Raw genomic sequence first — 24,053 nt, 5'->3', positions numbered from 1 at the left:
ATTATCGCTCACCTCTTTGACCAATCGCTCGAATTACTAAAATAAACAGGAATGAAATAACAAGTAAAATCATCGCTAACGTCCATAGCGCGTTGTTCCAAGCTGTTCCGTTCAATGTATTCGTCATATCCATTGTCAGAATACCTGTTAACGTTGCTGTTGGACTATATATTCCTTCCGGTAATTTAATCGTGTTCCCGATTACCATTTGAACCGCTAACGCTTCACCAAAAGCACGCGCTAACCCTAAAACTATACCTGTTAAAATTCCTTGTTTTGCAGCAGGAACAATAACTCGGCTAATCGCTTGCCATTTCGTCGATCCTAGACCGTAAGAAGCTTCCAAGTAATCAAACGGAACAGAGCGTATTGCATCAGAGGCAATACTAGCAATAGTAGGTAAAATCATAATACTCAGGACAATAATACCCGCAATTAAACTAAATCCCACTCCACCGAACGAATCCCGTAATAGAGGAACCAAGATCGTAACCCCTAATAATCCGTATACAACTGATGGAATACCAACTAATAATTCTAAAACAGGCTTTAATACTTTATTCCCAAACTTCGGCGAAATTAAATTCATGAATATAGCAAGAGCTATAGCAATTGGTGCACTAATGACAACAGCACCTAACGACACAAGCGTCGAACCGACAATAAAGATGACAGCACCATACGTACCTTGATCAGCATTTGGATTCCATTTTGTCGAAGTTAACACCTCAGAAAACGAGATACCACTTTGCGTGAAAGATTGAATTCCTTTGCCGCAAATAAACGCAATAATAGCTAATGTAATAAAAACAATAAAGATACCGCAAAACGTAACAAGTGATCTACCTATATATTCACTCTTTACGTAATTAATTTGTTTTTTCCCCTTCATCACAGGACAGACCCCACTTCATAGATTGCATTGAACAGGACTGGCCTTGCAGCCAGCCCCATAAAATTTTATTACTTATTTAATTTAGACATTGGGATGTAACCCATATCTTCTACTTGTTTTTCGAAATCTTTACCTTTTACATAGTCAATGTAAGCTTTTGTCGCTTCTTTTGCCTCACCTTTAGTTACCATGTACTCGTAAGACCAGAATGGATATTTACCAGCAGAAATATTTTCAACTTTCGGTTCAGATCCATCAATTTTAACCGTTTGTAACGCACCTTTTTTCTCACCAACCATGTAAGAGATTGCTAAGTAACTAACTGAACCTGGAGTAGAGTTAATCGCTTGCTCTACAGCACCATTAGAATCTTGTGTTGTACCAGTTCCATCATTAATCTTCGCGTCTTTCATCACTGTCTTTTCAAAAGTAGCACGTGTACCAGATGAAGCCGGTCGGTTAATTACATTGATTTTTTCATCTTTTCCGCCTACTTCTTTCCAGTTCGTTACTTTTCCAGTGAAGATATCTTGCACTTGTTTTACTGTTAAGTTATCAACTTTTACATCTTTATTTACGACAAGTGCGAATGCGATACCCGCAACTTTGTTATCTACTAATTCTTTTGCTTTTTCAGCATCTTTTATTTTATCTCCAGCTGGAACATCTGAGTTACCAATTTGTACCGCACCAGATGCTACTTGGTTGATCCCAGTTCCACTACCGCCACCTTGAACTTGAATAGAAACTTTTGAATTTTTCTCCATGAATTTCTTTCCAGCTTCCTCCGCAAGAGGTTGAAGAGCTGTAGAGCCAGCCGCTGCAATCGTACCTGATAATTCTTGTTTTGCATCGCTACCTTTAGCAGCTTCCTTATTATCCGTACTTTCTGCTTTTCCACATCCAACTAATGCACCTGCAACAACTAAAGCCGCTAAAGAAAATTTAATACCCTTTTTCATAACCATGTCTTGTACCCCCATTTGGATTATCACTTTTCGAATTCATCTTCTTTCGAACACAAATTCATTGTAGGACAACAATATTATGTGAGTGTTAAGCAATTTTTAAGTTTAAGTAAATAGAGATAACATCCCCTAAAAGCTAGACATTCCAACATTTACAGTTGAAAAAGCCAACAAAACCCACACTAAACACGTAGTATTGTAAATTTAATCTTAACAATGTAAATTCAATGTAAATGATTTTCTGTATTTTTCCCTTTAGGTTAAAACTACATTTACAATTCCCCTATATTTTTAAGCTTTTACACTCTTACTTTAAGAAGAATTCCAGTAATATTTTTCGGTACAACTAAATAAATTGGAACAATTCTAAAAATATTTGAATATTTTTAAAGTACTAATTGACAGCATCATTAAATGTAGTCTACTATATTAGTATCAAAAAGTTTACCTAAGGAAACTTTTTAAACTAAAACTAAAAATATAGAGATGAGGTAACTTTTATGGTATCGGCTAATACTAAACCCCTTTCCGAATTCAGAACAGGGGAATTTGTACAAATTGAGAAGATACAATTAGAAGGAACTATGAAACGACGTTTATTAGATTTAGGCTTTTTTCCTGGAGCGACAATTAAAGTATTACAACGCAGCCCACTTGGAGACCCAGTCGCTTATCAAGTAAGCAACACAACTATTGCACTGCGTAGTGAAGAAAGCTCCCTTATTTTCGGGGTATTAATAGGAGATGATTTCAGATGAGTAACCATCGCATTGCGTTAGCTGGTAACCCGAATACCGGGAAAAGTACATTATTTAATACTTTAACAGGCTTAAAACAACATACTGGAAACTGGACGGGGAAAACTGTTTTAAAGGCTGAAGGGGAATATAAGCATGGCGGAAATATATATACAATAATAGATTTACCTGGAACTTACTCACTGTATTCAAATTCGGCAGATGAAGAAGTAGCACGAGATTATATTATATTTGAAAAACCAGAAGTAACTGTAGTTGTTATAGATGCAACTGCAATGGAGAGAAATTTAAATTTAGCACTCCAAGTGATGGAAATGACAAACGATGTGGTCATTTGTATTAACTTAATTGATGAAGCGGAGAAAAAAGGAATCATTATTGACGAAAAGAAATTAGCAAAATCACTCGGTGTACCTGTAGTGAAGATTTCTGCTCGCAACCGAGTAGGCATTGGTCATTTGCTAAATGTCATCGCTAAAGTAGCAAATAAAAAACTCATTCCAACACCAATTAAAATTACTTATAATGAAAAAATCGAAAATATGATTCAAGAATTAGAACCACAAATTTATAAAGTGTTCGGCAATACGTATCCAGCACGTTGGATTGCGTTACGTATTTTAGATGGAGATAAAAATTTCTTAACTGCACTTCAAAAACATCATAACGAACCACTTGTAAGGGAGGTTATAATCAATGGAATCTCACTCAGCCAGTAAAGCTCTTCCACTGGACTATATTGTTCAACATGCACAAACACTTTCAAAAGAAGATATACGAGATGATATTGTCGGAGATATTTATCGAACCTCCGCAAGTATATGTAAAGAAGCTGTTCAATATACAAATACCGATAAATTGTATCGTTCTGAAAAACTAGATAAAATTTTCACATCTCCAATCTGGGGATTCCCAATTATGCTCGGTATTTTATCTATTATTTTTTATCTTACAATTGCAGGCGCTAACGTACCTTCTGATATGATCGCTAAGTTCTTTGGCTGGGTAGAAGGATATTTAACATCTTGGTTCCAAGCAATGCATGCACCAGAATGGCTACATGGCATTTTAATACTTGGTTTATTCCGCGGTATCGGTGCTGTTATTAGCGTTATGTTACCACCTATGGCAATCTTTTTCCCTATGTTCGCGCTATTAGAAAACTACGGATATTTACCACGTGTCGCATTTAACATGGACCGCTTATTCAAACGATCTGGTGCACATGGCAAGCAATCTTTAACAATGGCAATGGGATTCGGTTGTAATGCAGCTGCCATCATGTCAACACGTATTATTGAATCACCACGTGAACGTATGCTTGCAATCTTAACAAACAACTTCGTTCCTTGTAACGGTCGCTGGCCTATGTTAATTTTAATGGCTTCATTATTTATGGCTGCTGGTTATACAGGTAGTATGCAAACACTTGTTACTGCTGGCGTTGTAGTTGGAATGGTTGTAATTGGTGTCATTATGACATTAACCGTTTCTTGGGTACTATCAAAAACAGCTTTAAAAGGTGTTCCGACTCACTACACACTTGAGTTACCACCGTACCGTAAGCCAAAAGTTTGGAATACAATTGTACGCGCAACACTCGATAAATCAATATATGTTTTAAAACGAGCTGTAGTTGTAGCTGCCCCTGCAGCTGCATTAACTTGGTTACTTGCTAATATTTTCATCGGTGACACAAGCTTACTTATGTATTTTGTAAACTTCCTAGATCCATTTGCTAAAATGTTAGGACTTGACGGATTTATTCTAGCAGCGTTTATTCTTGGACTACCAGCTAATGAAATTGTTATTCCGATTTTATTAATGTCTTACTTATCAACTGGTGCTTTAACTGAAATAGATGATTTTAATCAAATTAAAAATCTATTCTTAGAACACGGTTGGACTTGGTTAACCGCGTTAAACACAATGTTGTTCTCTCTTCTTCATTTCCCGTGCGGAACAACACTAGTTAACATATATAAAGAAACAAAAAGTGCAAAATGGACATTCTTATCGTTCGCAATCCCTACTGTTATTGCCATTGTTGTTACATTCCTCTCTACACAATTGGTACATTGGTTAGGACTTGTATAAAAAACAAAGCATACATAGAAGGTATCCCCCTTCACATATGCTTTGCGCAAAAGAAACCTGAAATTATTCAGGTTTCTTTTTTTCTTTCCACGGCTGCGCTCCATACGTTGTAATTTTTTTATGAATGAAGTATATGGCTCCCGGAAGAACCGCCATTAATATCGTGCAACTAATTCCCAATCCAGTAAACAACTTACATCACCTTATTTCACTCTCTTCGGTAAAGCTGAACCTGAATGTGCAATCGTTGGATGAACATGAACAGTAATTTCAGCATTACTAAAGTATTTTTCACCTTGATCCCAATTCTTCTCTATCTTCTTCCACTCTTTATAATTATGTCGCTTATATACTTCCCCTAATGCTAATACATCTACCTTATATTTTTTTTGAACAAGCTTAATCGATTTTTGGATGCGTTTCTCCATTTCCTCCGAAATATCCTTCTCTAAACGCTTTTCATTCAAAACCTTTTTATGATCACTAAAGTGCAACTCGGCCAATGTACCTTCCAGAGATAAGTGAATATTAAACTTTGGTTTTGTAGCATCCGTTGTAGATACTTTAATTTTTCGATGCAGCTTATGAATTTCATATGTAATAAGTTGATTCTTTTTACGGATAGTAAAAAAACCTCCAATTTTTTTACCTATTATATAATTCATTCCTAACGTTTCTTCCCCATTCAAAATGCCTACACACTTATTATCCTTCCCGCGAAACAACGCCGCTCCGTTCATTTGTACCCCTTGTTTTGTTAGTTCGAGAATAGGTAATACGAAACTCTGGTTAGAAATCATCTTTTCCTGTACTTCACCAATTCTTGCAGCCTCAATCATTTGGGCATTTTTCGGAGGATGTTCAGCTAACATATCGATATACTGCGCTGGCAAATTTTCAGGCTTGGCACTCTGCTTTAAAATAGCTTCTGCATTTTTCTTAGAAACGAACAAACGAATATTTCTTCTCATTTCATGATCGCGAATATATACATCTAACGTATTTTGTAAAACATATGGATTCGCTAGTAAATCTTTAGAAAAAATTATCACTTGTATATGCGGAAAGAATAATGAGCGACTAATTTTTTTAGCGATAATTCGTATTTGCTCAAAGACACTATCTGCTTTCGCACTAACATTAATATAATTTTCGCTATCTCCATCCCCTTGTCCACCTTGTTGCGACAATTTACTTGGGAGCACCATCTGATACGTCCCTTTCATAATTGGATTCGATTGTTTTTCCTTCACGATATCGTAAGCCGCCCCTACTACAAATCCCCTTTCTTCTATCTCCTCCAGCTCAGAGCACCCACTAATAGATCCAGCTAAAAACATAATTATTATAATTTTAAGAAGGTGTTTCATTTCCACCATTCCTTCTTTTTATTTTATATACAATAAAAACTAGCAAAGGTGCTGACACAACAAACCCCATATCTATCCAAGCTAAATAAGTCCCATAACTTGATAAATCATTCGAATTGCCAGGTATCATATTCACCATAAAAATAATAGGAGCACTCACAAAAATAAATACGTGTTTCTTCACTTTTGGAAACATAGCACAAAACAATAAAGATGCGACGTCATAATACATTGCTGTAGTGTTATAAATAGTAATAATCCAAGTGGTAAAAAAAATCGCATCAAATCTCTCTAAAAATCCTCCACCAATTTCAATTTCTTTCCCTAGTTCAATTGTTGGAAATGTCAATCCACGTGTTGTCATATACGAAAAAACACTAATACAAGTTACATAAATTAAAATGTATGACAAAACGTTTACTATCACCGCTTTTGCAACTGCCATTGGCGCTTTTTTCGCTGTCTTATCGTTCAACATCACGGCATAAAACAGAGCTACCTCAAATCCGATAAATGTGAAAATAGAATTTTTAACTCCTACAGCATATTGACTGACGTCCGTTTGAAAAGCCGGTAGTAAATTATCTATTTCCATTAAGTTCACATTCAATAAAGAAAGCAGTACGATTGCAATTAAAACGATAGGTAAGAATAAAACGTTTAACCTTAATAGAGCCGCTCTCGACCCCGCTATTCCATAAATAACAACTAATAGGAAAAAGAACGACAATAGTTGTACTGGTGTATCACTAAACAAATACGTTTGTGAAATAATTGCAATCATTCGCGATTCATATGCTGTCAAAGCAGCAAACGTTAATACTAAAATGCTACTAATTGTGTATGCAACAGGCTTCGTCAAATGTGCACTCGTATATTGAACAAAGTTTTGTTTTGGGAATAAAATAGCTACCCTCGTTACAAACCAACCTAAAATTGCACATATCAATCCACCCAAAAGCAAAATAATCCAACCGTCCGAAAATAAAGTTTGCGTAGCAATATCTCGCGGCATAGATAATGCACCTATACCGATAATTGTTGACGATACCGCAAAACCAAGTTCCCGAGATCCAATTTCTTCATCCCCATATTCAAATGGCTTCAATTACTCTCACTCCTTTGGACGTATTGTAGAATCTTTCGTTTGTAAGTACTCTGGTCTTTCTTTCAACATTGATTTTGGCAAGCGGATCATTTCTTCTTCCCAATCTTTATAAAATGCAGGAGCAATAGGCGTTGTATATGGCACCCCAACACTCTTTAAATTCGTAATATGAATCGCAAGTGCAATAAGAGCTAAAATGATTCCGTACAATCCAAAAGCAGTCGCCGCTAACACAAAGACAAAAAGTAAAATCCGGAACGTAATTGTAATGCTATATACAGGCAGTGAAAATGTAGCAATTGCGGTAACCGCAATAATAATTACTAAAAACGGATTTACAATCCCCGCATTTACTGCCGCTTCTCCAATTACAAGACCGCCTACGATGCCAATTGTTTGTCCCATCGGTTTCGGAAGCCTAATCCCGGCTTCTCGTATTAATTCCATCGTTAATGCCATCATTAACGTTTCTATATAAGCAGGAAACGGTACTCCTTCTCTCGCTCCCGCAATGGAATAAGCTAGTTTAGATGGAATAAGCCCTTGATGATACGATACAAGCGCTACGTACATGGCAGGTAATAAAACAGCAGCGATACCTGATCCCATACGTAACATTCTTAATAACGTTCCAATTATCCAACGCTCATAATGATCTTCTACAGATTGAAAAATATCAACAAACACTAGTGGAGCTATAAGAGCAAATGGTGACCCATCTACTAAAATGGCCGCTTTCCCTTTCGCCAATGCAGCCACTATATTATCTGGTCTTTCTGTATTTAAAAACTGCGGAAACGGCGATAAATTATTATCTTGAATTAATTGCTCAATCGTTCCTGTCTCAAAAATGACATCTGTCACTATTGATTGAAGACGCCGATCTAGCTCGTTTACGATGTAAGGGTTAATAATATCCTCTATATATACTAGGGTTACTTCTTTCTGCGATCGCTTCCCCATAATATAAGATTGAAACCGTAACTTCGGATCACGTAAACCACGGCGAATTAACATTTTATTCACATTAATATCTTCATTTAACCCAACCCTCGGTCCACGAATTAAATCTTCTGTCACTGGCGGTTCTAGACTTCTTTTCTCCCAAGCCCTACTGTTAACAACAATAGCCGTTTGAATATTATCAATTAATATGACTGTATCTCCTGCTAAAACCGCATTTATAATATCTGGAAAAGTCGTCTTCATACCGACTTCTGCAATAGAAATAAAACGATCCAATAATATCTGAACCACAGCTGCTTCATTTGGTATTTCTTCATATTGAAGTGTACGAACTACATATTTATAAACATTATCCTTATCTGTCAATCCACATAAGAAAACAACCGCACAACGTGTAAAACTACCAGCAAGAGCAACTTCTCTAATTGTTAAATCATTAGGTGAACCTAACTCATCTCTAATTTCCTTCATAACTTCAAACAAGTTACCTTTTAGCTCTAACAATTTCCCCACCTAACTTCCTTTTCAACAAGTTTTTAGTTAGATTCCGCTAATAGAAGAAAATATATACAAAAAAGAGCTATCTCTTTTCGAAGATAGCTCTAACATACGAATTACTTTTCTACTATTATATTGTCGGTCTTTACAGATACATTTCTTGTGAATCCACTAACGATAAACATCACAATCATATTCATTAACAATGCGACTATACCTACATTTAAATCTTTTATATATTGCGGAAAACTCGGAAACATCGTAGCTATAGTTGAACCAGATAAGGTAATATATGCGACAATTAACAACCCAATCCCCATTCCTGCAATCGCTCCTTGCTTCGTAATAATTTGACGTGGAAACAAACTACATACAAGTGCAGGGAAAAGTTGCGTAACTATACTGTACCCCATTAAAAGAAGAGCCCCTATCGTTTCTCCCCCTTTAAATGTAAACAATACTGCAACAAGCGTTACAACAGGTACAAATAACTTAGCTACTTTTGCAACTTGTCTATCTGAAGCAGATGGCACCATTGTTCGGTAAATATTTTTTGCTAACAACGTAGATGCCGCCATAACAAGCATGGAACCTGGAACTAATGCCGTTAACACTCCTGCACTACCAATAATACCAATAAACCATGGATCAAACGTTTGAAGAGCCAGACGGAATAATGAAAGATCTACATCCGCTCCCTTTAACCCTGGAACTTGCAAGATAGCAGCAAAACCTGCAAAGAACACAAAAAGCAAAACTAAAGAATAGAGAGGCATAATTGCTGCATTTTTCCTAAATACTTTTTCACTTTTCGCTGAGAAAGCTGAGGCAAATGTATGAGGCCACATATAAAAACCGAGAGCCGTTAATATAATAGTAGAAACAAACCAAGAAATACTCATTCCCTTTTCAGGTAAAGATAAAAAACCTGGTTTTGCAGCTTCTACAGCTTCAAACATCGGTTGAAATCCTCCGTAATAGTGATACGGTAAATATATACCTAAAAACATAACGATAAATAGTATCATAATGTCCTTCAAAGCAGCTGTCCAAGCCGATCCATGTATACCTGAAACCATTACATAAATAGTTATAACAATAGCACCAATCCATACCGCAATAACAGGTGTCACTCTTCCATAGGAAGCTTCCGAAACGATAATTCCTAATCCCTTTAATTGCAAAACAAGATACGGGATAATCGAAATAACACCAATAATTGAAACAATTACCCCAAGCGTCTTACTCCCATATTTCTTCGCAAAGAAATCTGATTGTGAAATGAGGTTATGTTCTTTTGCATACTTCCAAATTGGAGGCAATAAGAAATACGATAAAATATAAGCTAATGCACCATACCCTAAAATATAAAATGTAGGAGCTCCTTTACTATAAGCCCAGCCACTTCCTCCTAAAAATGTGAACGTCGTATAAATTTCCCCTGCCATAAGGAGAAAAACGAAAATAGTTCCAAATCCTCTTCCTCCAACTGACCATTGTTCTAAATTCATATCTTTTCCATGTTGTGCCCGAATCCCTAAAAATAGTGCGAGAAACAAAAATATAATAATGATAAATAATGCAGTCATTTTACGTCCCCCTTATTAGCAGGATCGAATACGTACACAAGCCCCATACAAAGAGACGTAATGAGCACTGATAATAGTACCCAAAATAATAAAAATGGCATCCCCCATACGTAAGGAGTGACCGAATTTGCAAATACTGGTCCAACTACTAAACAAAGAACTGGAATAAGTGCTAGCACGTGTATTTTTTTCATCTCATTCTCCTTTACTTATAAAATTCATAATGGATGATACAAAGACTTCCACTCCAATTGGTAATGCGTCTTCGTCAATTGTAAAACGAGGGTGATGATGCGGATATATAATTCCCTTCTCTTCATTTCCTGCCCCTATAAAAAAGAACGTCCCTGGTGCCTTTTGTAAAAATGCTGAAAAATCTTCCCCTGCCATCGTTGGCTGTAAACGAACAACCCTTTCTCTTCCATAAAGCTGTAATGCTGTATGTTCAATAAGCTCTGTAACTTCATAATCGTTCACAACTGGGCGATATCCATATTCATAAGAAAATGTATACTTAGCACCGTAGGATTCTGTAATATGTTTTACAATCCTTTCAAGCTTATTCTTTGTTTCTTCTCTTAATTCATGCCTTAAACTTCTCACTGTCCCTTCAATCTCCGCTTGTTCCGGGATAACATTATGAGTTGTCCCAGAATGAAATTGCGTAACAGATACTACGAGAGAATCTAACGGATTCGTGAGGCGAGATACAATTTGCTGAATTTGCGAAACTACTTGCGCACCAATGGCGATACTATCAACTGTTTCATGCGGAATTCCAGCATGCCCACCTTTTCCCTCTATCGTAATTTTAAAAACGTCCGGCGCCGCCATCGCAGGACCATAAATTACACCTACTTTTCCAACCTCTAATGACGCCCAAAGATGAGCACCAATAATGTAATCCACACCTGTCATCACTCCCGCTGCGACCATTTCCTCTGCACCGCCCGGAAAGTTTTCTTCTGCATGTTGAAATAAAAAGCGAATCTCTCCTTTAACTTTCTCTCTTTCCTCTACCAACTTATGTACTACACCAAGCAATATTGCCATGTGACCATCGTGACCACACGCATGCATCACACCTGGATATAGAGAAATAAAATCAAACTTATTTTCTTCATGAATAGGAAGAGCATCCATATCAGCACGAACCGCGATAGTTTTACCAGGCTGCCTACCGATTAACCTCGCCATTACACTATATTTAGTAGGCCTTGAGACTTCTAAATACGGGATTTCCCGAAGTATGTCGAATACAAATTGAGATGTTTTTTCCTCTTGAAAAGATAACTCTGGATACTTATGAAAATGCCTTCTCCACTCAATCAACTGATTCTTTGATAAAACAAGTTCCTTTGCGACATCCATTTCTCTTCTCCCCTTCTTTACCAAGTTAAATGTTATTATAGCGTGAATCGTTAACTTCCGAAATAATTTTCAGAATTTTCTATAATGAATATTCAAAAAGAAAAAGCCATCTCAAGATGACTTTTCATTTTATCCCGCATTAACGGGCAGTAAAACTCCCACCTCAAAATCCGGCTGGAGCAAAGAAGTTAGGTGGGAGATTAACTGCCCGTAAACGCCCGATTGGTTCAACTAATAATCAGTGGGGGATGAACAAAACCCCCACTGATTATAGTTTCACTTTATAAAATAGTAATTGCTTGTTTCCCCATTTGCTCCCATGCCTTTTCAAATTCAGCACGAGGAACAGCTTTTCGTGGATTGTTTGCAAGAGGATCATTTACGTATACAAAGTTTTGATCATATCCAATTACTACAACACTATGCTCATAATATGTAATTTTCACTTCACCTGAACTCGTATTCCATGTTTCAAAACTACTTTCGGCTAATGGTTTAAACGTTGTATTAATAATTACCCATACTGGAGAACCAGAACTAATTACTTTATATAGATCTTGCACGTCTCTACCTGTTAAATTAATTACTTTTTCAGGAACATACTTTTCTGCTAAATTAAAAATCGGTTGATTATATACACCGTATCCCGGCTCAGCTTTCGTGTAAATATTTCCAACGAATCCCTCATACGGATTTCCATGCAAACCATCTTGTTTAAATGGAACGCGATGAATTTCACTAGCAAGTTGCATCTTATCTACTTGTACACCTTTATGTTGTAGTAGCATAGTTAAACTTGTCACTTCACAACCTCTAGGTAATTCAGGTAACTGTCTAATAAACGGAACCTCTGTAATCATTGCACTTTCTTTCATCTCAGAGAAAAGGTCTAACCGAAATTCTTGTGCCTTTTTCATAATTTTATCTTTCTCGAAAAAGAACACGACAGCAAATATAATACCGAAAATAAAAATATATTTTAACTTTTTCATCATAAACCAAACTCCATTATATCAATTATTTTAAAGGCACAACTCCTATCATTGTACCTTTCTTCTTACTAGTTTGCTAGAAAGATTCTGTGATTCATTATTCACAAATACTTTTTAAAATTCCGATTGTTTGAAATAGAAAGAAAAAATTACATTTTTTCAGAATTTTTAACTAAAAAAACAAAATTATTAACCTAGTGAAAGAATCACGTTTCCTTCACTAGGTTAATAAACATTCTAAGGTATTTAGTCATAGTTAGTTTTTCCTTTACATACTCAGTTCACAACAAAATAAACCAAGTATGTTTTTCACCCCCACTAATGATTAAAAGCACCGAATAAAATCTAGTTAAAACATACAAAAAAATATGGGGGGAGGGACATATGAATCAACAAGTAGAACAAGCAGAATTAAAATACCGCACACCACTTTATCCAATAGTTCCAATCGTAGCTTTCTCACTCAATTTCCTTACATTTGTTAGTTTAGCTTTCATTCCAGATCAGAGAATTGCTCTTTATTGCTGGGTTCCATTTATGATCATTTGTTACATTTTATACCGAGTTAAAGTTTCGGAAAGTTGTCACATTTGAGCAAAAAGAAATATAACTTAGGTAACAAACTGAATATATTAAAAATTCAGTATTTTTCCTTATGATAAGATAATTTTTTTCTATTTATTGGGTATGTTGGTATAACTTTATTTATCTTAAAATTCCCACAATCACGTTTTTATCTGGAAAATAGTTTACAATGTTATCAAGTTACAAATGATATTCACCTTAAAAAGCGTGCATTTGTGTCTATTTTTTAACAATATAACAAAAACTATTGCCATCTATAAATTAATAGGTTTATATTGTTTTATTGGCATAGTTTCAATCCAAGGAGAAAGGAGATTTTCAATCGTGCAACTAAAGAAAGCATTTTGGAAGTTGGCTTCGCTTCTTCCGTTATCATTACTTCTGTTCCTCGGTGGCTGTGATAAAAAACTCGCAGTATTAAATCCGCAAGGACCTGTTGCAAAAGCACAGTATGATTTAATTGTTTGGTCATTCTTGCTTATGTCATTAATTATCGCAATTGTATTCATCTTGTTTACAGTCATCTTGATTCGTTATCGTGAAAAACCAGAGAATATGGACTATGAGCCACCTGATCAACATGGTAACACATTATTAGAAATCATTTGGACAATTATTCCTGTTATTATCGTTATCGCATTATCGATTCCAACAGTTAAAGCAACTTACGCTTCGGAAGAGGTTCCGCAAGAGTCCAAACATATTAAACCAGTTGAAATTTATGTTACATCTGCAAACTGGAAATGGTTATTTAGTTACCCGGAGGAAAAAATTGAAACCGTTAACTATTTAAACATCCCAGCTGGTGTACCAATTCAATTTAAACTGACTTCTGTAGGTCCAATGAATGCTTTCTGGGTACCAGAACTTGGTGGTATGAAGTATACAATGGATGGCATGATCATGGACTTATATTTACAAGCTGACAAACCAGGTTCTTACCTAGGTCGTAGCTCGAACTTCTCTGGTGAAGGATTTACTCACATGGAATTCGAAGTTGAAGCAAAAACTAAAGAGAAATATGATAAGTGGGTAAAAGAAGTACAAGAAACTGCCCCTAAATTATCAGAAAAGAAATATAACGAAATTATTAAACCTGGTGTAGTGGGGCGTATGACGTTCTCTAGTCACCACTTAAGTTATGTAGATCCAAAATCACTTGAATATTGTGATTACAACTACTACAAAAACAAAAAATAATAGCTATTATTCCAACAGATTGGAGTGAACACAGTGAAGCTTGATGAATTTTTTGTCACAGGTGACCCGATTATTTACGGAGCTGACGCTTCTATCGTTCTTGTGACATTAGCGATTCTTTTCGTACTAACAAAGTACAAAAAATGGAGATGGCTTTGGGATGAGTGGTTGACAACTGTTGACCATAAAAAAATAGGGACCATGTATATTATCTCTGCCGTTATAATGTTATTCCGTGGTGGTATGGATGGTTTAATGATTCGTGCCCAGTTAACATTCCCGGAAACAACTTATTTAAACGCTGAACACTATAACGGAATCTTTACAACACATGGTACGGTAATGATTCTTTTCATGGCAATGCCATTCGTTATGGGATTAATGAACCTTGTAGTACCATTACAAATTGGTGCTCGTGACGTTGCATATCCGTTCTTAAATGCTTTAAGTTTCTGGTTATTCTTTGTCGGAGCAATGTTATTCAACATCGCTTTCGTAATCGGTGGTTCTCCAGACGCTGGGTGGACTTCTTACTTCCCAATGGCAGGTACAGAGTTTACTTCTGGTGTAGGAAATAACTACTACGCAATTGCATTACAGATTTCAGGTCTCGGTACGCTGATGACGGGTATTAACTTCCTTGTTACTATCTTAAAAATGCGTACACCTGGTATGAAATTAATGAGAATGCCAATGTTTACTTGGTCAATCTTAATTACAACAATTATCATTATTTTCGCTTTCCCAGTATTAACAGTTGCTCTTGCATTAATGACATTTGACCGTCTATTCGATGCTCACTTCTTTACGATGGCGAGCGGCGGTATGCCAATGTTATGGGCCAACCTATTCTGGGTATGGGGTCACCCTGAAGTATATATTGTTATTTTACCGGCATTCGGTATTTTCTCTGAAATCATTAGTACATTCTCACGTAAACGTCTATTCGGTTACAGTGCGATGGTGTACTCGATGGTTGCAATTTCTTTACTAAGTTTCGTCGTATGGCTTCACCATTTCTTCACTATGGGTGCAGGTCCAGCGGTTAACTCATTCTTCTCGATTTCGACAATGGCGATTTCGATTCCAACCGGTGTTAAGATCTTTAACTGGTTGTTTACACTGTATAAAGGACGTATTCGTTTTACAGTTCCAATGCTTTGGTCATTGGCATTTATTCCAAACTTCGTAGTTGGTGGAGTTACAGGGGTTATGCTTGGAATGGCAGCAGCTGATTATCAATACCATAACAGCTACTTCCTAATTGCTCACTTCCACTACGTATTAATCGCAGGTACAGTATTCGCTATGCTTGCTGGATTCACATACTGGTATCCAAAAATGACAGGTCATATGTTAAATGAACGCCTAGGTAAATGGACATTCTGGATCTTTATGAGCGGATTTAACATCTGTTTCTTCCCAATGTACTTCTTAGGTTTAGACGGTATGACTCGTCGTATGTACACTTACTCTGAAAGTCTTGGATGGGGCTGGCTAAACCAAATCGCATCTGTTGGTGCTGTAATGATGGCTATTGGCTTCCTAATCCTTTGCTATAACGTAATTTGGAGTGCACGTCACGGTGAGCGTGACACAACTGGAGATCCATGGGACGGCCGTACACTTGAATGGGCAACTCAATCTCCTGTACAACATTACAACTTCGCGAAACTTCCTGAAATTAAAGAAGCTGATGCTTTCTGGTTCATGAAAAAACGTGGAGAAACAATTACACCAACAGCAGATGAATTAAAACCAATTCACATGCCAAGTAATTCTGGTGTGCCTATTATTGCGTCTTTATTCTTCGGTCTTGCAGGTTTTGCATTAGTATTTAGCTGGTTCTGGATTGCAGCAATCGGTGGTATTGGTATTTTAGGTTGCTTAATCTATCGTTCATTCGATTATGATGATGGCTACTACGTAAGCGTTGATGAAATTAAAGAAACAGAACATATAGCATGAGAGGTGAAATGACATGGCGGCTTTAGATAAAAGCTTACCTTTGGAATATCAATCCGAGCAAAGCAGATTGAATATCCTAGGATTCTGGATTTTTCTTGGGGCTGAAATTATGCTGTTCGCAACACTTTTCGCCTCTTATCTAGTCCTTGCTGGTCGTACGGCTGATGGCCCAACACCAGCGCAATTGTTTGAAGTTAAAACACTTTTAATTCAAACACTGTTACTTTTAACAAGTAGCTTTACATGTGGGATCGCAATTCACGAAATGCGTAAACACAATCAAAAAGGAATGTTAGCTTGGTTTATCCTGACTTTACTTTTAGGTGCAGGCTTCCTATTCTTTGAAATTGAAGAATTCATTTTGTACGTTGGTGAAGGTGCAACGATTCAAACAAGTGCTTTCTTATCGGCATTCTTCGTTCTTCTTGGAACGCATGGTGCCCACGTAACAGGTGGTATCATCTGGGCAACTTGTGTTATTATCCAAATTTTAAAACGAGGTTTAACACCAGTTACAGCTCGTAAAGTATTTATTATCAGCTTATACTGGCATTTCCTTGATCTTGTTTGGGTCTTTATTTACACACTAGTTTACTTGAACGGGATGGTGGCGTAAATGGGTCAAAATAACAACCAAGCAAACGGGCATGGGCATAGCGGATTCCCATGGTCACACGTTTTCGGATTTATTTTATCGCTTGCACTAACGTTTCTAGCTTTATACGTGGCACTTTATACAACCCTGCCACTTTCAACGATATTAACAACTATTATCATAATGGCTGTTGCGCAAGCTTTATTACAATTAATTATGTTCATGCATTTAAAAGAAGGAGAAGGAAGAATTCAAATTCTTACAATGATATACAGTTTCTTCGTTGCAGCTGCAACAGTTGGTCTTACTGTATGGATCTTCTTCTCAATGTAATTTGCATGAAAAGACTGCTGGGATTCCTCAGCAGTCTTTTTTTATCCCCTATTAACGAGCAGTAAGACCCCCACTGATTAAAGTTTCACTTTATCCCCTCCCCTATTACATCCACATTACGGAATTAACAACAAAATCATAAAAAATATACTTATTATGACAAATGTTAAGAAAACTCTTTCTTTATGAAATCGAAACCATATCCGTTGCTTTTCTTCCTATTATATGGCTAAATAGTTACTATATTTATTTGAAGGGAGAGAACGCAATGGAACATCATTCTTCTGTTCTATCACTTATGGTTGTCGTCGCAATCGCGTTTTTCGTTCCCCTTTTGTTACAGCGCTTTAAATTAAACGCACTTCCTGTCGTTGTTGCAGAAATTATCGCAGGAATCTTTGTAGGTAAAAGTGGATTTAACATCATTGAGCCAGACATGTGGCTTCAAGTCTTATCAACACTAGGGTTTATCTTCCTAATGTTTTTAAGTGGTTTAGAAATTGACTTTTCGATCTTTAAACAAAAAGGGAAAAAGAATACGACAAACGAACCGAACACATTCCAAGCAGCAAGCATTATCTTCTTGTTTATTTTCATTTTATCTTATGCCCTATCATTACTATTCGTATGGCTAGGATTCGTAGACAATGCAATGTTCATGACTTTAATTATTTCAACTATTTCTTTAGGTGTTGTCGTACCAACATTGAAAGAAAATAACTTAGGAAAAACCGCAATCGGGCAAATCATTTTATTAGTCGCTGTTATTGCAGACTTAGTTACAATGATTTTACTCGCTGTATTCGTCGGATTAAATTCCGAAAGTGGCCAAAGCATGTGGCTTCTACTTCTTCTATTCGGTGCTGGTATTGTAATTTACTTTGTCGCAAGACGTTTTAAAAATATTCCATACCTAGAAAGCTTAAAAGCCGGTAGTGTACAAATTGATACACGAGCTGTTTTTGCACTCATCTTAATATTAGTTGGATTATCTGAATCTGTTGGGGCAGAAAATATTTTGGGAGCCTTTTTAGCAGGTGTACTCGTATCTTTATTATCACCAAATGAAGATATGGTTGAAAAACTTGATTCCATCGGATATGGCTTCTTCATTCCTATTTTCTTCGTAATGGTTGGTGTAAATCTAGAAGTATGGTCTATTTTTAAAGAGCCTTCTAGTATGCTAATGATCCCAATTCTAATTGTGGGACTCTTTATTTCAAAACTGTTGCCATCACTCGTCTTACGAAAATGGTACCCACGCAATATCGTACTCGGAAGTGCTATTTTGTTAACATCAACACTTTCTTTAGTTATTGCGGCTGCACAAATCGGTGAAAAGCTAGGCATCATTAGCCCAAGTTTATCAGCATCTCTTATTTTAAGTGCAGTTATTACTTGTATTTTTGCACCTATATTATTTAAAAAGATGTTTCCAAAAGTGGAAACACCAAAACCGAAAGTATCTATTATTGGTGCAAGCAGAATTACCCTTCCGTTATCACTTGATTTAAAACGTGAAGATTATGACGTAACACTATATATGATACGTCAAAATAAAATAAATGATGAGGAAGCGAAATCTCATGACTTCCCTATTGTAAAATTAGATGAGATTACTATTCAATCTTTAATGGAGCAACAAGCTTTCGAAGCAGACCGTGTTGTTGTTGCGACAAGTGATGATGAACAAAACTTATTATTAGCAGAACACGCAAAAGAATTAGGTGTTGAACACGTCATCGCAAGTGTAGAAGATCCCCTTCTACAAGAAAAAGCGACTCAAGAACATATCGCTGTATTCTCGACTATTAACTCTACACGTATTTTATTACGTGCACTTATTGATAAACCGAGTCTCGTTCGCTTGATTACAACAGCAAATGAAACGGTGCGTGAGGTTGAACTACGAAGTAATAAATATAACGGCTTAGCACTTCGTCGCCTTCCGTTTCTAGGTGATGTACTTGTCATTCAAATTTACCGTGGTAATAAAGCATTAATACCACATGGTGATACGAAGTTACAGCATGGCGATACTTTACTTGTAACGGGTTCAAAAGAACATATTGATACAATGAAAAACATATTAGAGTAGAAAAACGCCCCTCACATAAATGAGGGGCATTTTTTTCCATTCCATATGGTAAAATGTTACTATCACATATTATGGGGATGGATCACATTATGTCTATTGTAACTTTAGCTCTATTATTATTAGCGGAAGTACTCGTTGCCATTATTCTCATCGGTGTTAGCATTGAAATTTGTAGTTACGGCTGGAAAAAATCAAATGGCGTCAAATACACTTGTCTTTTGCTTTCGCTCCTTATCGGAACTGCTAGCATACTCGGACTTTTCGCTGCACCTGCCTATTTCTTTATACAACTAACAGAAAAAGGATTATAAGAAAGGATGATATTATGATTACAGTGAAACATATTGATGCATCTGAAACATACTTATTACGTCAAAAGGTTTTGCGTCCCAATCAATCATTAGAAGATTGTAAATACGATTCAGATTACGAAACAGACGCCTTTCATTTAGGTGCATTTTTATATGATGAACTTGTTAGTATCGCCTCTTTCTCTAAAGAAATACATCCTGATTTACAAGCTGGTACCCACTATCGTCTACGAGGAATGGCAACATTACCTAATTTCCGAAACCAGCATGCTGGCAGCTCCTTAATCCGTAAAGCTGAACAAGTCCTCCAAGAACGCGAAGCAAATATTCTATGGTGTAATGCCCGAATTACCGTAGCGGATTATTACAAACGATTAGGCTTCTATGAGCATGGTGAAATCTTCGAGATTGATCCAATAGGACTACATAAAGTAATGTATAAAGAAATATAAGAAAAGCTTTCTGCAATATGCAGAAAGCTTTTCTTATATTTCATTTTCACTTTTTATTTTTTTCATATATATGTATATAAACAAACTAGGAATTAAAAAGCAAACAAACATAATAACTCCTGTTATACTAATTTCCTTTATCGAAATACCTGGTGTTACAATGATACAAATGGCTAACAGTCCAATAACAATCCCTACTGGAATTAATAATAGTTTCATGAAATAACTACGAGATACTCCCCCTGTATGCTCATACACTTCCACCGAATTTTTTAAGTTTAAAAAGTTAATAACTATTATCCCGCCCATAAATACCATTAATAAATCCGAAACACTTTCATACCCTGCCCCTTGCAAGACGTAACGGTAAAAAACAATGCCTAGTATGACGACATTTTGTAAGATGAAAGCCAATCTAATATGTTTTAATCCCTCAATCATTAAACGTTCATCTTTCACGATTTTCACCCTATCACTCCTTTTCCTCCCAAAACAAATCATTCAATGTTTTATCTACTGCATAACAAATTTTCAAACATAAATCTAAAGATGGATTGTATTTCCCCTTCTCAATTAAACTAATTGTTTGCCTTGTGACGCCTACTTTTTCTGCTAATTGTTGTTGTGTTAAATCTAACTGAACACGTGCGACTTTTATTTTACTTACAGCCATTCATGTTCCTCCTCTGCCTATATTGTAACATATATATTCCATTAAGTAATTTATATTTTACGTAATTGATTTGTTTTTTTCACTTTATTATACACAAAAAAGGAGCCTCTCATAAGAAGCCCCCTTTCCTATCTCTATACTATAAGAATAAATGACATCCAAATAAAATTGTAAATAAATATAGTAACGGATGTACTTCCATCCCTTTCCCCTTCACAATTTTTAATACTGGATACACTAAAAATCCAATTGCAATTCCATTTGCAATACTAGACGTTAACGGAATACCAACGAAAATTAAAAATGCTGGTAATGCATCTTCAAATTCATTCCAATTAATATCACGAATGCTTTGTGCCATTAAACTACCTACAATAATTAATGAAGGAGCTGTAATAGCAGCTACACTTGATAAAGACGCGATAACAGGGCTGAAAAATGCCGTTATAATCGTTAGACCAACAACTACAATACCTGTTAATCCAGTTTTACCACCTGCAGCAATACCAGCTGACGATTCAATCGTTGCTGCTGTTGGGCTTGTTCCGAAGATAGAACCTGTCGTTCCGCCAATCGCATCTGCAATAAACGCTTTGCCAAAACGTTTCTCTGTATTATCTGTAATTAAACCAGCTTGTTTAATTAAACCGAGTAATGCACCTGTCGTATCAAATAAAAGTACAAGTAAAAATGAAAATACAACACCATATAATCCATACTGAATTACATCTGAAAAAGCATTAATTGGATTTGAAACGATAATACCCTCTGGTAAATGAGGCATCGCTACAATTTTATCCTCAAACTTCAGTTGCCCCGTAAAGAAGGCGATAATTCCTGTCACAATCATACTAATAAATAATGCACCACTCACACGTAATACCATTAATACTGCCGCTAAAATTAAACCAATTAAAGTTAAAATAACGGCTGGAGAATGAAAATCACCAATCGTAACTAAGTTAGATGGATGATCCACGATAATTCCAGATAGACGTAATCCAATAAAAGCAATAAATAGTCCAATTCCACCTGCAATTGCATGTTTTAAACTGTCAGGAATTGCAATAATTAGCTTTTGCCTAAATGAAGTGAAAGATAATAAAAGAAAAATGATACCTGTTACAAATACTGCCGAAAACGCAATGACATACGTAATCCCCTCTGCCTGTTGAACGACAGAATAAGCAAAATATGCATTCATCCCCATAGCTGGAGCAATAACAATTGGATAGTTAGCTAAAAACGCCATACATAGCGTCCCAATAACTGTCGCAATAATAGTTGCCGTAAACGCTTGATCAAATGGTACACCTGCATCAGATAATATTTTCGGATTGATGACAAGAATATACGCAAATGTAAAAAAAGTTGTGATGCCCGCTAAAAGCTCTTGCTTCACAGAAGTGTTATATTTTTTTAATTGAAACATGGCTATGTACCCTTCCTACACCTGAATTATTATCACACATTCTTTTCTTACTAGTATGTGAGAAAATATAATACTTAATCTTAACAATCAATAAAAAGAAGAGTCAATATATTCTCTAATAGTGAGAATTTTAAGTTTAAGTCTGACAAGTTCAGATGTAGTACAGTTCATTTTGATTATTTTTGTAGCATAACAGATAGAAATGTTTTATAATTTGAAATAGTTAAATATTTAGGTAGCTCATTCTACAAGGGGGATTCTTCTTATGCAGCACACAAACAAATCTGGAACTTTAAATCGAGGTTTAAAAGAACGACATATTACTTTAATGTCACTCGGTTCGGCTATTGGCGTTGGGCTATTTTTAGGATCTGCTTCTGCTATTAAACTAGCTGGTCCTTCCATCTTACTAGGTTATATGATCGCTGGACTCGTTATTTTTTTCATTATGCGAGCGCTCGGAGAAATGGCAATTGAACAACCGGTTGCCGGCTCTTTTAGTAAATATGCTAATGATTATATCGGCCCACTTGCTGGCTATATTACTGGTTGGAACTACTGGTTCTTATGGGTTGTTACTTGTATGGCTGAAATTACGGCGGCTGGAATTTACATGCAGTACTGGTTCCCAGATATCCCGCGCTGGACTTGGGCACTACTCGCTCTATTATTAATGAGCGCTTTCAACTTCTTATCAGTAAAAGTATTTGGAGAACTTGAGTTTTGGTTTGCTCTCATTAAAATTGTCACAATTATCTGTATGATAGTGATTGGCTTTGGTATTATTCTATTCGGATTTGGAAATGGCGGCGTTGCAACTGGTATTTCAAATCTTTGGGAACATGGGGGCTGGTTCCCAAATGGCTTCTCTGGATTATTGCTTTCCTTACAAATGGTATTATTCGCTTATTTAGGCGTTGAACTAATTGGTGTTACAGCTGGTGAAGCTCAAAACCCGAAGAAAACACTCGCAAAAGCTATCGATAACGTATTTTGGAGAATCCTAATCTTTTACGTCGGGGCATTATTCGTTATGATGGCAATTTATCCATGGAACGAACTTGGCGAGAAAGGAAGTCCATTCGTATTAACATTCCAACAAATCGGCATTGCAAAAGCAGCAGGTATTATTAACTTTGTTGTATTAACAGCTGCACTTTCTTCTTGTAACGGTGGTTTATTTAGTACAGGGCGTATGCTATTTACACTAGCACAGCAAAAGAAAGCACCTGAACGATTTGGACGTTTAAATAAAAATGGCATTCCAAGTCAAGGTATTATAGCAACGGCTATCGTTTTACTTGTTGGTGTTATATTAAACTACCTTGTGCCTGCAAAAGTATTTACATGGTTAACTAGTATTTCAACTTTCGGGGCAATTTGGACTTGGGGTATTATATTAGTCGCTCAAATTAAATTCCGTAAAGGATTATCAACTGAGAAAAAAGACAAGCTCACGTATAAAATGCCTTTACATCCAGTAAGCTCTTACTTCTCACTTGGCTTCCTTGCACTTGTACTATGTATAATGGCGTATTCAGAAGATACACGAATTGCATTAATCGTTGGCCCAATTTGGCTTATTGGCTTAGCTATCGTGTATTACATGAAAGGATTTCATAAGATTGATGAAACACCTAATTCAAAGATTAGTTAAACAAGCTATCCCTTCCTTATTAATTGGAAGGGATTTTTTATTGTCTATATAAATATTTCTCAACAAAATTCACGGTATTTTTACAATTTTTTAATATTTTTTACGTTTTCTGTCTTTATTTTTTCAGAAAAATAAAT

The 24,053-nt window shown here is 36.1% G+C and carries 24 protein-coding genes and 1 pseudogene; 12 read left to right on the top strand and 13 right to left on the bottom strand.

Annotation, left to right across the window (positions count from 1 at the left end; all coding sequences use genetic code 11):
• Position 1 precedes the first annotated feature (1 nt).
• Together pstC and JFT95_RS01965 are read right to left on the bottom strand one after the other, a co-directional pair.
• A complete protein-coding gene (gene pstC, locus JFT95_RS01970; protein WP_002090872.1) occupies positions 2 to 892 on the bottom strand; it encodes a phosphate ABC transporter permease subunit PstC in 891 nt (296 codons plus the stop codon).
• Between the two features lie 71 nt (positions 893 to 963).
• Positions 964 to 1,863, bottom strand: coding sequence for a phosphate ABC transporter substrate-binding protein PstS family protein (locus JFT95_RS01965; RefSeq protein ID WP_201051244.1), 900 nt, complete (start codon positions 1,861 to 1,863; stop codon positions 964 to 966).
• A gap of 500 nt (positions 1,864 to 2,363) precedes the next feature.
• Between JFT95_RS01965 and JFT95_RS01960 the strand changes: the two genes are divergently transcribed.
• Genes JFT95_RS01960 through JFT95_RS01950 form a run of 3 tightly spaced genes read left to right on the top strand, consistent with a single transcriptional unit; the run spans position 2,364 to position 4,718 of the window.
• Positions 2,364 to 2,621, top strand: coding sequence for a FeoA family protein (locus JFT95_RS01960; RefSeq protein ID WP_002090873.1), 258 nt, complete (start codon positions 2,364 to 2,366; stop codon positions 2,619 to 2,621).
• Entirely contained in the window at positions 2,618 to 3,340 is a 723-nt protein-coding gene (locus JFT95_RS01955; protein WP_016101791.1) for a FeoB small GTPase domain-containing protein, read from the top strand. Before JFT95_RS01960 ends, JFT95_RS01955 begins: the two co-directional genes overlap by 4 nt.
• Entirely contained in the window at positions 3,318 to 4,718 is a 1,401-nt protein-coding gene (locus JFT95_RS01950; protein WP_002125307.1) for a nucleoside recognition domain-containing protein, read from the top strand. Before JFT95_RS01955 ends, JFT95_RS01950 begins: the two co-directional genes overlap by 23 nt.
• A gap of 63 nt (positions 4,719 to 4,781) precedes the next feature.
• Here JFT95_RS01950 and JFT95_RS29830 read toward each other — a convergent pair whose 3' ends face one another.
• From JFT95_RS29830 to JFT95_RS01915, 8 genes are all read right to left on the bottom strand, one after another.
• Positions 4,782 to 4,910, bottom strand: a complete 129-nt coding sequence (locus JFT95_RS29830) for a hypothetical protein (protein WP_002029830.1) — start codon at positions 4,908 to 4,910, stop codon at positions 4,782 to 4,784.
• A gap of 11 nt (positions 4,911 to 4,921) precedes the next feature.
• Positions 4,922 to 6,088, bottom strand: coding sequence for a Ger(x)C family spore germination protein (locus tag JFT95_RS01945; RefSeq protein ID WP_061689192.1), 1,167 nt, complete (start codon positions 6,086 to 6,088; stop codon positions 4,922 to 4,924).
• Positions 6,072 to 7,196 (bottom strand): endospore germination permease, encoded by a 1,125-nt coding sequence (locus tag JFT95_RS01940; RefSeq protein WP_002169135.1) that lies wholly within the window; start codon positions 7,194 to 7,196, stop codon positions 6,072 to 6,074. The genes JFT95_RS01945 and JFT95_RS01940 overlap by 17 nt, the downstream gene beginning before the upstream one ends.
• 6 nt (positions 7,197 to 7,202) lie before the next feature.
• Positions 7,203 to 8,675 carry a spore germination protein GerLA gene (gene gerLA, locus JFT95_RS01935; RefSeq protein WP_201051242.1) on the bottom strand — a complete coding sequence of 491 codons (1,473 nt, stop codon included), beginning with the start codon at positions 8,673 to 8,675 and terminating at the stop codon, positions 7,203 to 7,205.
• Positions 8,676 to 8,776: 101 nt separating this feature from the next.
• Positions 8,777 to 10,249 (bottom strand): sodium:solute symporter family protein, encoded by a 1,473-nt coding sequence (locus tag JFT95_RS01930; protein ID WP_201051241.1) that lies wholly within the window; start codon positions 10,247 to 10,249, stop codon positions 8,777 to 8,779.
• A complete protein-coding gene (locus tag JFT95_RS01925; RefSeq protein ID WP_002029838.1) occupies positions 10,246 to 10,443 on the bottom strand; it encodes a DUF3311 domain-containing protein in 198 nt (65 codons plus the stop codon). The genes JFT95_RS01930 and JFT95_RS01925 overlap by 4 nt, the downstream gene beginning before the upstream one ends.
• 1 nt (position 10,444) lies before the next feature.
• Positions 10,445 to 11,620 (bottom strand): amidohydrolase, encoded by a 1,176-nt coding sequence (locus JFT95_RS01920; RefSeq protein ID WP_201051240.1) that lies wholly within the window; start codon positions 11,618 to 11,620, stop codon positions 10,445 to 10,447.
• A gap of 281 nt (positions 11,621 to 11,901) precedes the next feature.
• Positions 11,902 to 12,612: a C39 family peptidase gene (locus JFT95_RS01915; RefSeq protein WP_033708611.1), complete on the bottom strand. Its 711-nt coding sequence runs from the start codon at positions 12,610 to 12,612 to the stop codon at positions 11,902 to 11,904.
• Positions 12,613 to 13,020: 408 nt separating this feature from the next.
• On the opposite strand from JFT95_RS01915, the pseudogene JFT95_RS01910 reads away from it, so the two are divergent.
• The 8 genes and pseudogenes from JFT95_RS01910 to JFT95_RS01875 all read left to right on the top strand — a co-directional run.
• Positions 13,021 to 13,222: pseudogene (locus JFT95_RS01910) on the top strand (amino acid permease); the annotation flags it as partial.
• 299 nt (positions 13,223 to 13,521) lie between these two features.
• A complete protein-coding gene (locus tag JFT95_RS01905) occupies positions 13,522 to 14,397 on the top strand; it encodes a cytochrome aa3 quinol oxidase subunit II (RefSeq protein WP_002010605.1) in 876 nt (291 codons plus the stop codon).
• 33 nt (positions 14,398 to 14,430) lie between these two features.
• Complete coding sequence (qoxB, locus tag JFT95_RS01900; protein ID WP_002063826.1) at positions 14,431 to 16,365, top strand: cytochrome aa3 quinol oxidase subunit I; 1,935 nt, start codon at positions 14,431 to 14,433, stop codon at positions 16,363 to 16,365.
• A 13-nt stretch (positions 16,366 to 16,378) separates the two neighbouring features.
• A complete protein-coding gene (gene qoxC, locus JFT95_RS01895) occupies positions 16,379 to 16,981 on the top strand; it encodes a cytochrome aa3 quinol oxidase subunit III (protein WP_002029841.1) in 603 nt (200 codons plus the stop codon).
• Complete coding sequence (gene qoxD / locus JFT95_RS01890) at positions 16,982 to 17,293, top strand: cytochrome aa3 quinol oxidase subunit IV (protein ID WP_002063824.1); 312 nt, start codon at positions 16,982 to 16,984, stop codon at positions 17,291 to 17,293. It abuts the gene before it with no gap.
• Between the two features lie 268 nt (positions 17,294 to 17,561).
• A complete protein-coding gene (locus tag JFT95_RS01885; RefSeq protein ID WP_201032486.1) occupies positions 17,562 to 19,391 on the top strand; it encodes a monovalent cation:proton antiporter family protein in 1,830 nt (609 codons plus the stop codon).
• Between the two features lie 53 nt (positions 19,392 to 19,444).
• Positions 19,445 to 19,702: a DUF4022 family protein gene (locus JFT95_RS01880; protein ID WP_080019745.1), complete on the top strand. Its 258-nt coding sequence runs from the start codon at positions 19,445 to 19,447 to the stop codon at positions 19,700 to 19,702.
• 14 nt (positions 19,703 to 19,716) lie between these two features.
• Positions 19,717 to 20,154: a GNAT family N-acetyltransferase gene (locus tag JFT95_RS01875; RefSeq protein WP_002140412.1), complete on the top strand. Its 438-nt coding sequence runs from the start codon at positions 19,717 to 19,719 to the stop codon at positions 20,152 to 20,154.
• Positions 20,155 to 20,187: 33 nt separating this feature from the next.
• On the opposite strand, the gene JFT95_RS01870 is transcribed toward JFT95_RS01875, so the two are convergent.
• From JFT95_RS01870 to JFT95_RS01860, 3 genes are all read right to left on the bottom strand, one after another.
• Entirely contained in the window at positions 20,188 to 20,622 is a 435-nt protein-coding gene (locus JFT95_RS01870; RefSeq protein WP_201051239.1) for a hypothetical protein, read from the bottom strand.
• A 4-nt stretch (positions 20,623 to 20,626) separates the two neighbouring features.
• Positions 20,627 to 20,827, bottom strand: a complete 201-nt coding sequence (locus JFT95_RS01865; RefSeq protein WP_000301182.1) for a helix-turn-helix transcriptional regulator — start codon at positions 20,825 to 20,827, stop codon at positions 20,627 to 20,629.
• A gap of 139 nt (positions 20,828 to 20,966) precedes the next feature.
• A complete protein-coding gene (locus tag JFT95_RS01860; protein WP_201051238.1) occupies positions 20,967 to 22,259 on the bottom strand; it encodes an NCS2 family permease in 1,293 nt (430 codons plus the stop codon).
• Positions 22,260 to 22,524: 265 nt separating this feature from the next.
• Here JFT95_RS01860 and JFT95_RS01855 point away from each other — a divergent pair, with 265 nt between their 5' ends.
• The gene (locus JFT95_RS01855; protein WP_085309146.1) at positions 22,525 to 23,916 is read left to right on the top strand and encodes an amino acid permease; all 1,392 of its coding nucleotides are present in this window, start codon (positions 22,525 to 22,527) and stop codon (positions 23,914 to 23,916) included.
• Positions 23,917 to 24,053 lie beyond the last annotated feature (137 nt).

It is taken from the genome of Bacillus sp. TH17, from assembly GCF_016651125.1.
Classification (GTDB): domain Bacteria; phylum Bacillota; class Bacilli; order Bacillales; family Bacillaceae_G; genus Bacillus_A; species Bacillus_A mycoides.
The sequence above is the reverse complement of the archived record's forward strand: the minus strand, read 5'-3'. Positions and strand labels throughout refer to the sequence as shown.

Coding starts and splice junctions, on each gene's coding strand:
- pstC (WP_002090872.1), bottom strand. CDS start 892: ATGAAGGGGAAAAAACAAATTAATTACGTAAAGAGTGAATATATAGGT.
- JFT95_RS01965 (WP_201051244.1), bottom strand. CDS start 1,863: ATGGTTATGAAAAAGGGTATTAAATTTTCTTTAGCGGCTTTAGTTGTT.
- JFT95_RS01960 (WP_002090873.1), top strand. CDS start 2,364: ATGGTATCGGCTAATACTAAACCCCTTTCCGAATTCAGAACAGGGGAA.
- JFT95_RS01955 (WP_016101791.1), top strand. CDS start 2,618: ATGAGTAACCATCGCATTGCGTTAGCTGGTAACCCGAATACCGGGAAA.
- JFT95_RS01950 (WP_002125307.1), top strand. CDS start 3,318: ATGGAATCTCACTCAGCCAGTAAAGCTCTTCCACTGGACTATATTGTT.
- JFT95_RS01945 (WP_061689192.1), bottom strand. CDS start 6,088: ATGAAACACCTTCTTAAAATTATAATAATTATGTTTTTAGCTGGATCT.
- JFT95_RS01930 (WP_201051241.1), bottom strand. CDS start 10,249: ATGACTGCATTATTTATCATTATTATATTTTTGTTTCTCGCACTATTT.
- JFT95_RS01925 (WP_002029838.1), bottom strand. CDS start 10,443: ATGAAAAAAATACACGTGCTAGCACTTATTCCAGTTCTTTGTTTAGTA.
- JFT95_RS01920 (WP_201051240.1), bottom strand. CDS start 11,620: ATGGATGTCGCAAAGGAACTTGTTTTATCAAAGAATCAGTTGATTGAG.
- JFT95_RS01915 (WP_033708611.1), bottom strand. CDS start 12,612: ATGAAAAAGTTAAAATATATTTTTATTTTCGGTATTATATTTGCTGTC.
- qoxC (WP_002029841.1), top strand. CDS start 16,379: ATGGCGGCTTTAGATAAAAGCTTACCTTTGGAATATCAATCCGAGCAA.
- qoxD (WP_002063824.1), top strand. CDS start 16,982: ATGGGTCAAAATAACAACCAAGCAAACGGGCATGGGCATAGCGGATTC.
- JFT95_RS01885 (WP_201032486.1), top strand. CDS start 17,562: ATGGAACATCATTCTTCTGTTCTATCACTTATGGTTGTCGTCGCAATC.
- JFT95_RS01880 (WP_080019745.1), top strand. CDS start 19,445: ATGTTACTATCACATATTATGGGGATGGATCACATTATGTCTATTGTA.
- JFT95_RS01875 (WP_002140412.1), top strand. CDS start 19,717: ATGATTACAGTGAAACATATTGATGCATCTGAAACATACTTATTACGT.
- JFT95_RS01865 (WP_000301182.1), bottom strand. CDS start 20,827: ATGGCTGTAAGTAAAATAAAAGTCGCACGTGTTCAGTTAGATTTAACA.
- JFT95_RS01860 (WP_201051238.1), bottom strand. CDS start 22,259: ATGTTTCAATTAAAAAAATATAACACTTCTGTGAAGCAAGAGCTTTTA.
- JFT95_RS01855 (WP_085309146.1), top strand. CDS start 22,525: ATGCAGCACACAAACAAATCTGGAACTTTAAATCGAGGTTTAAAAGAA.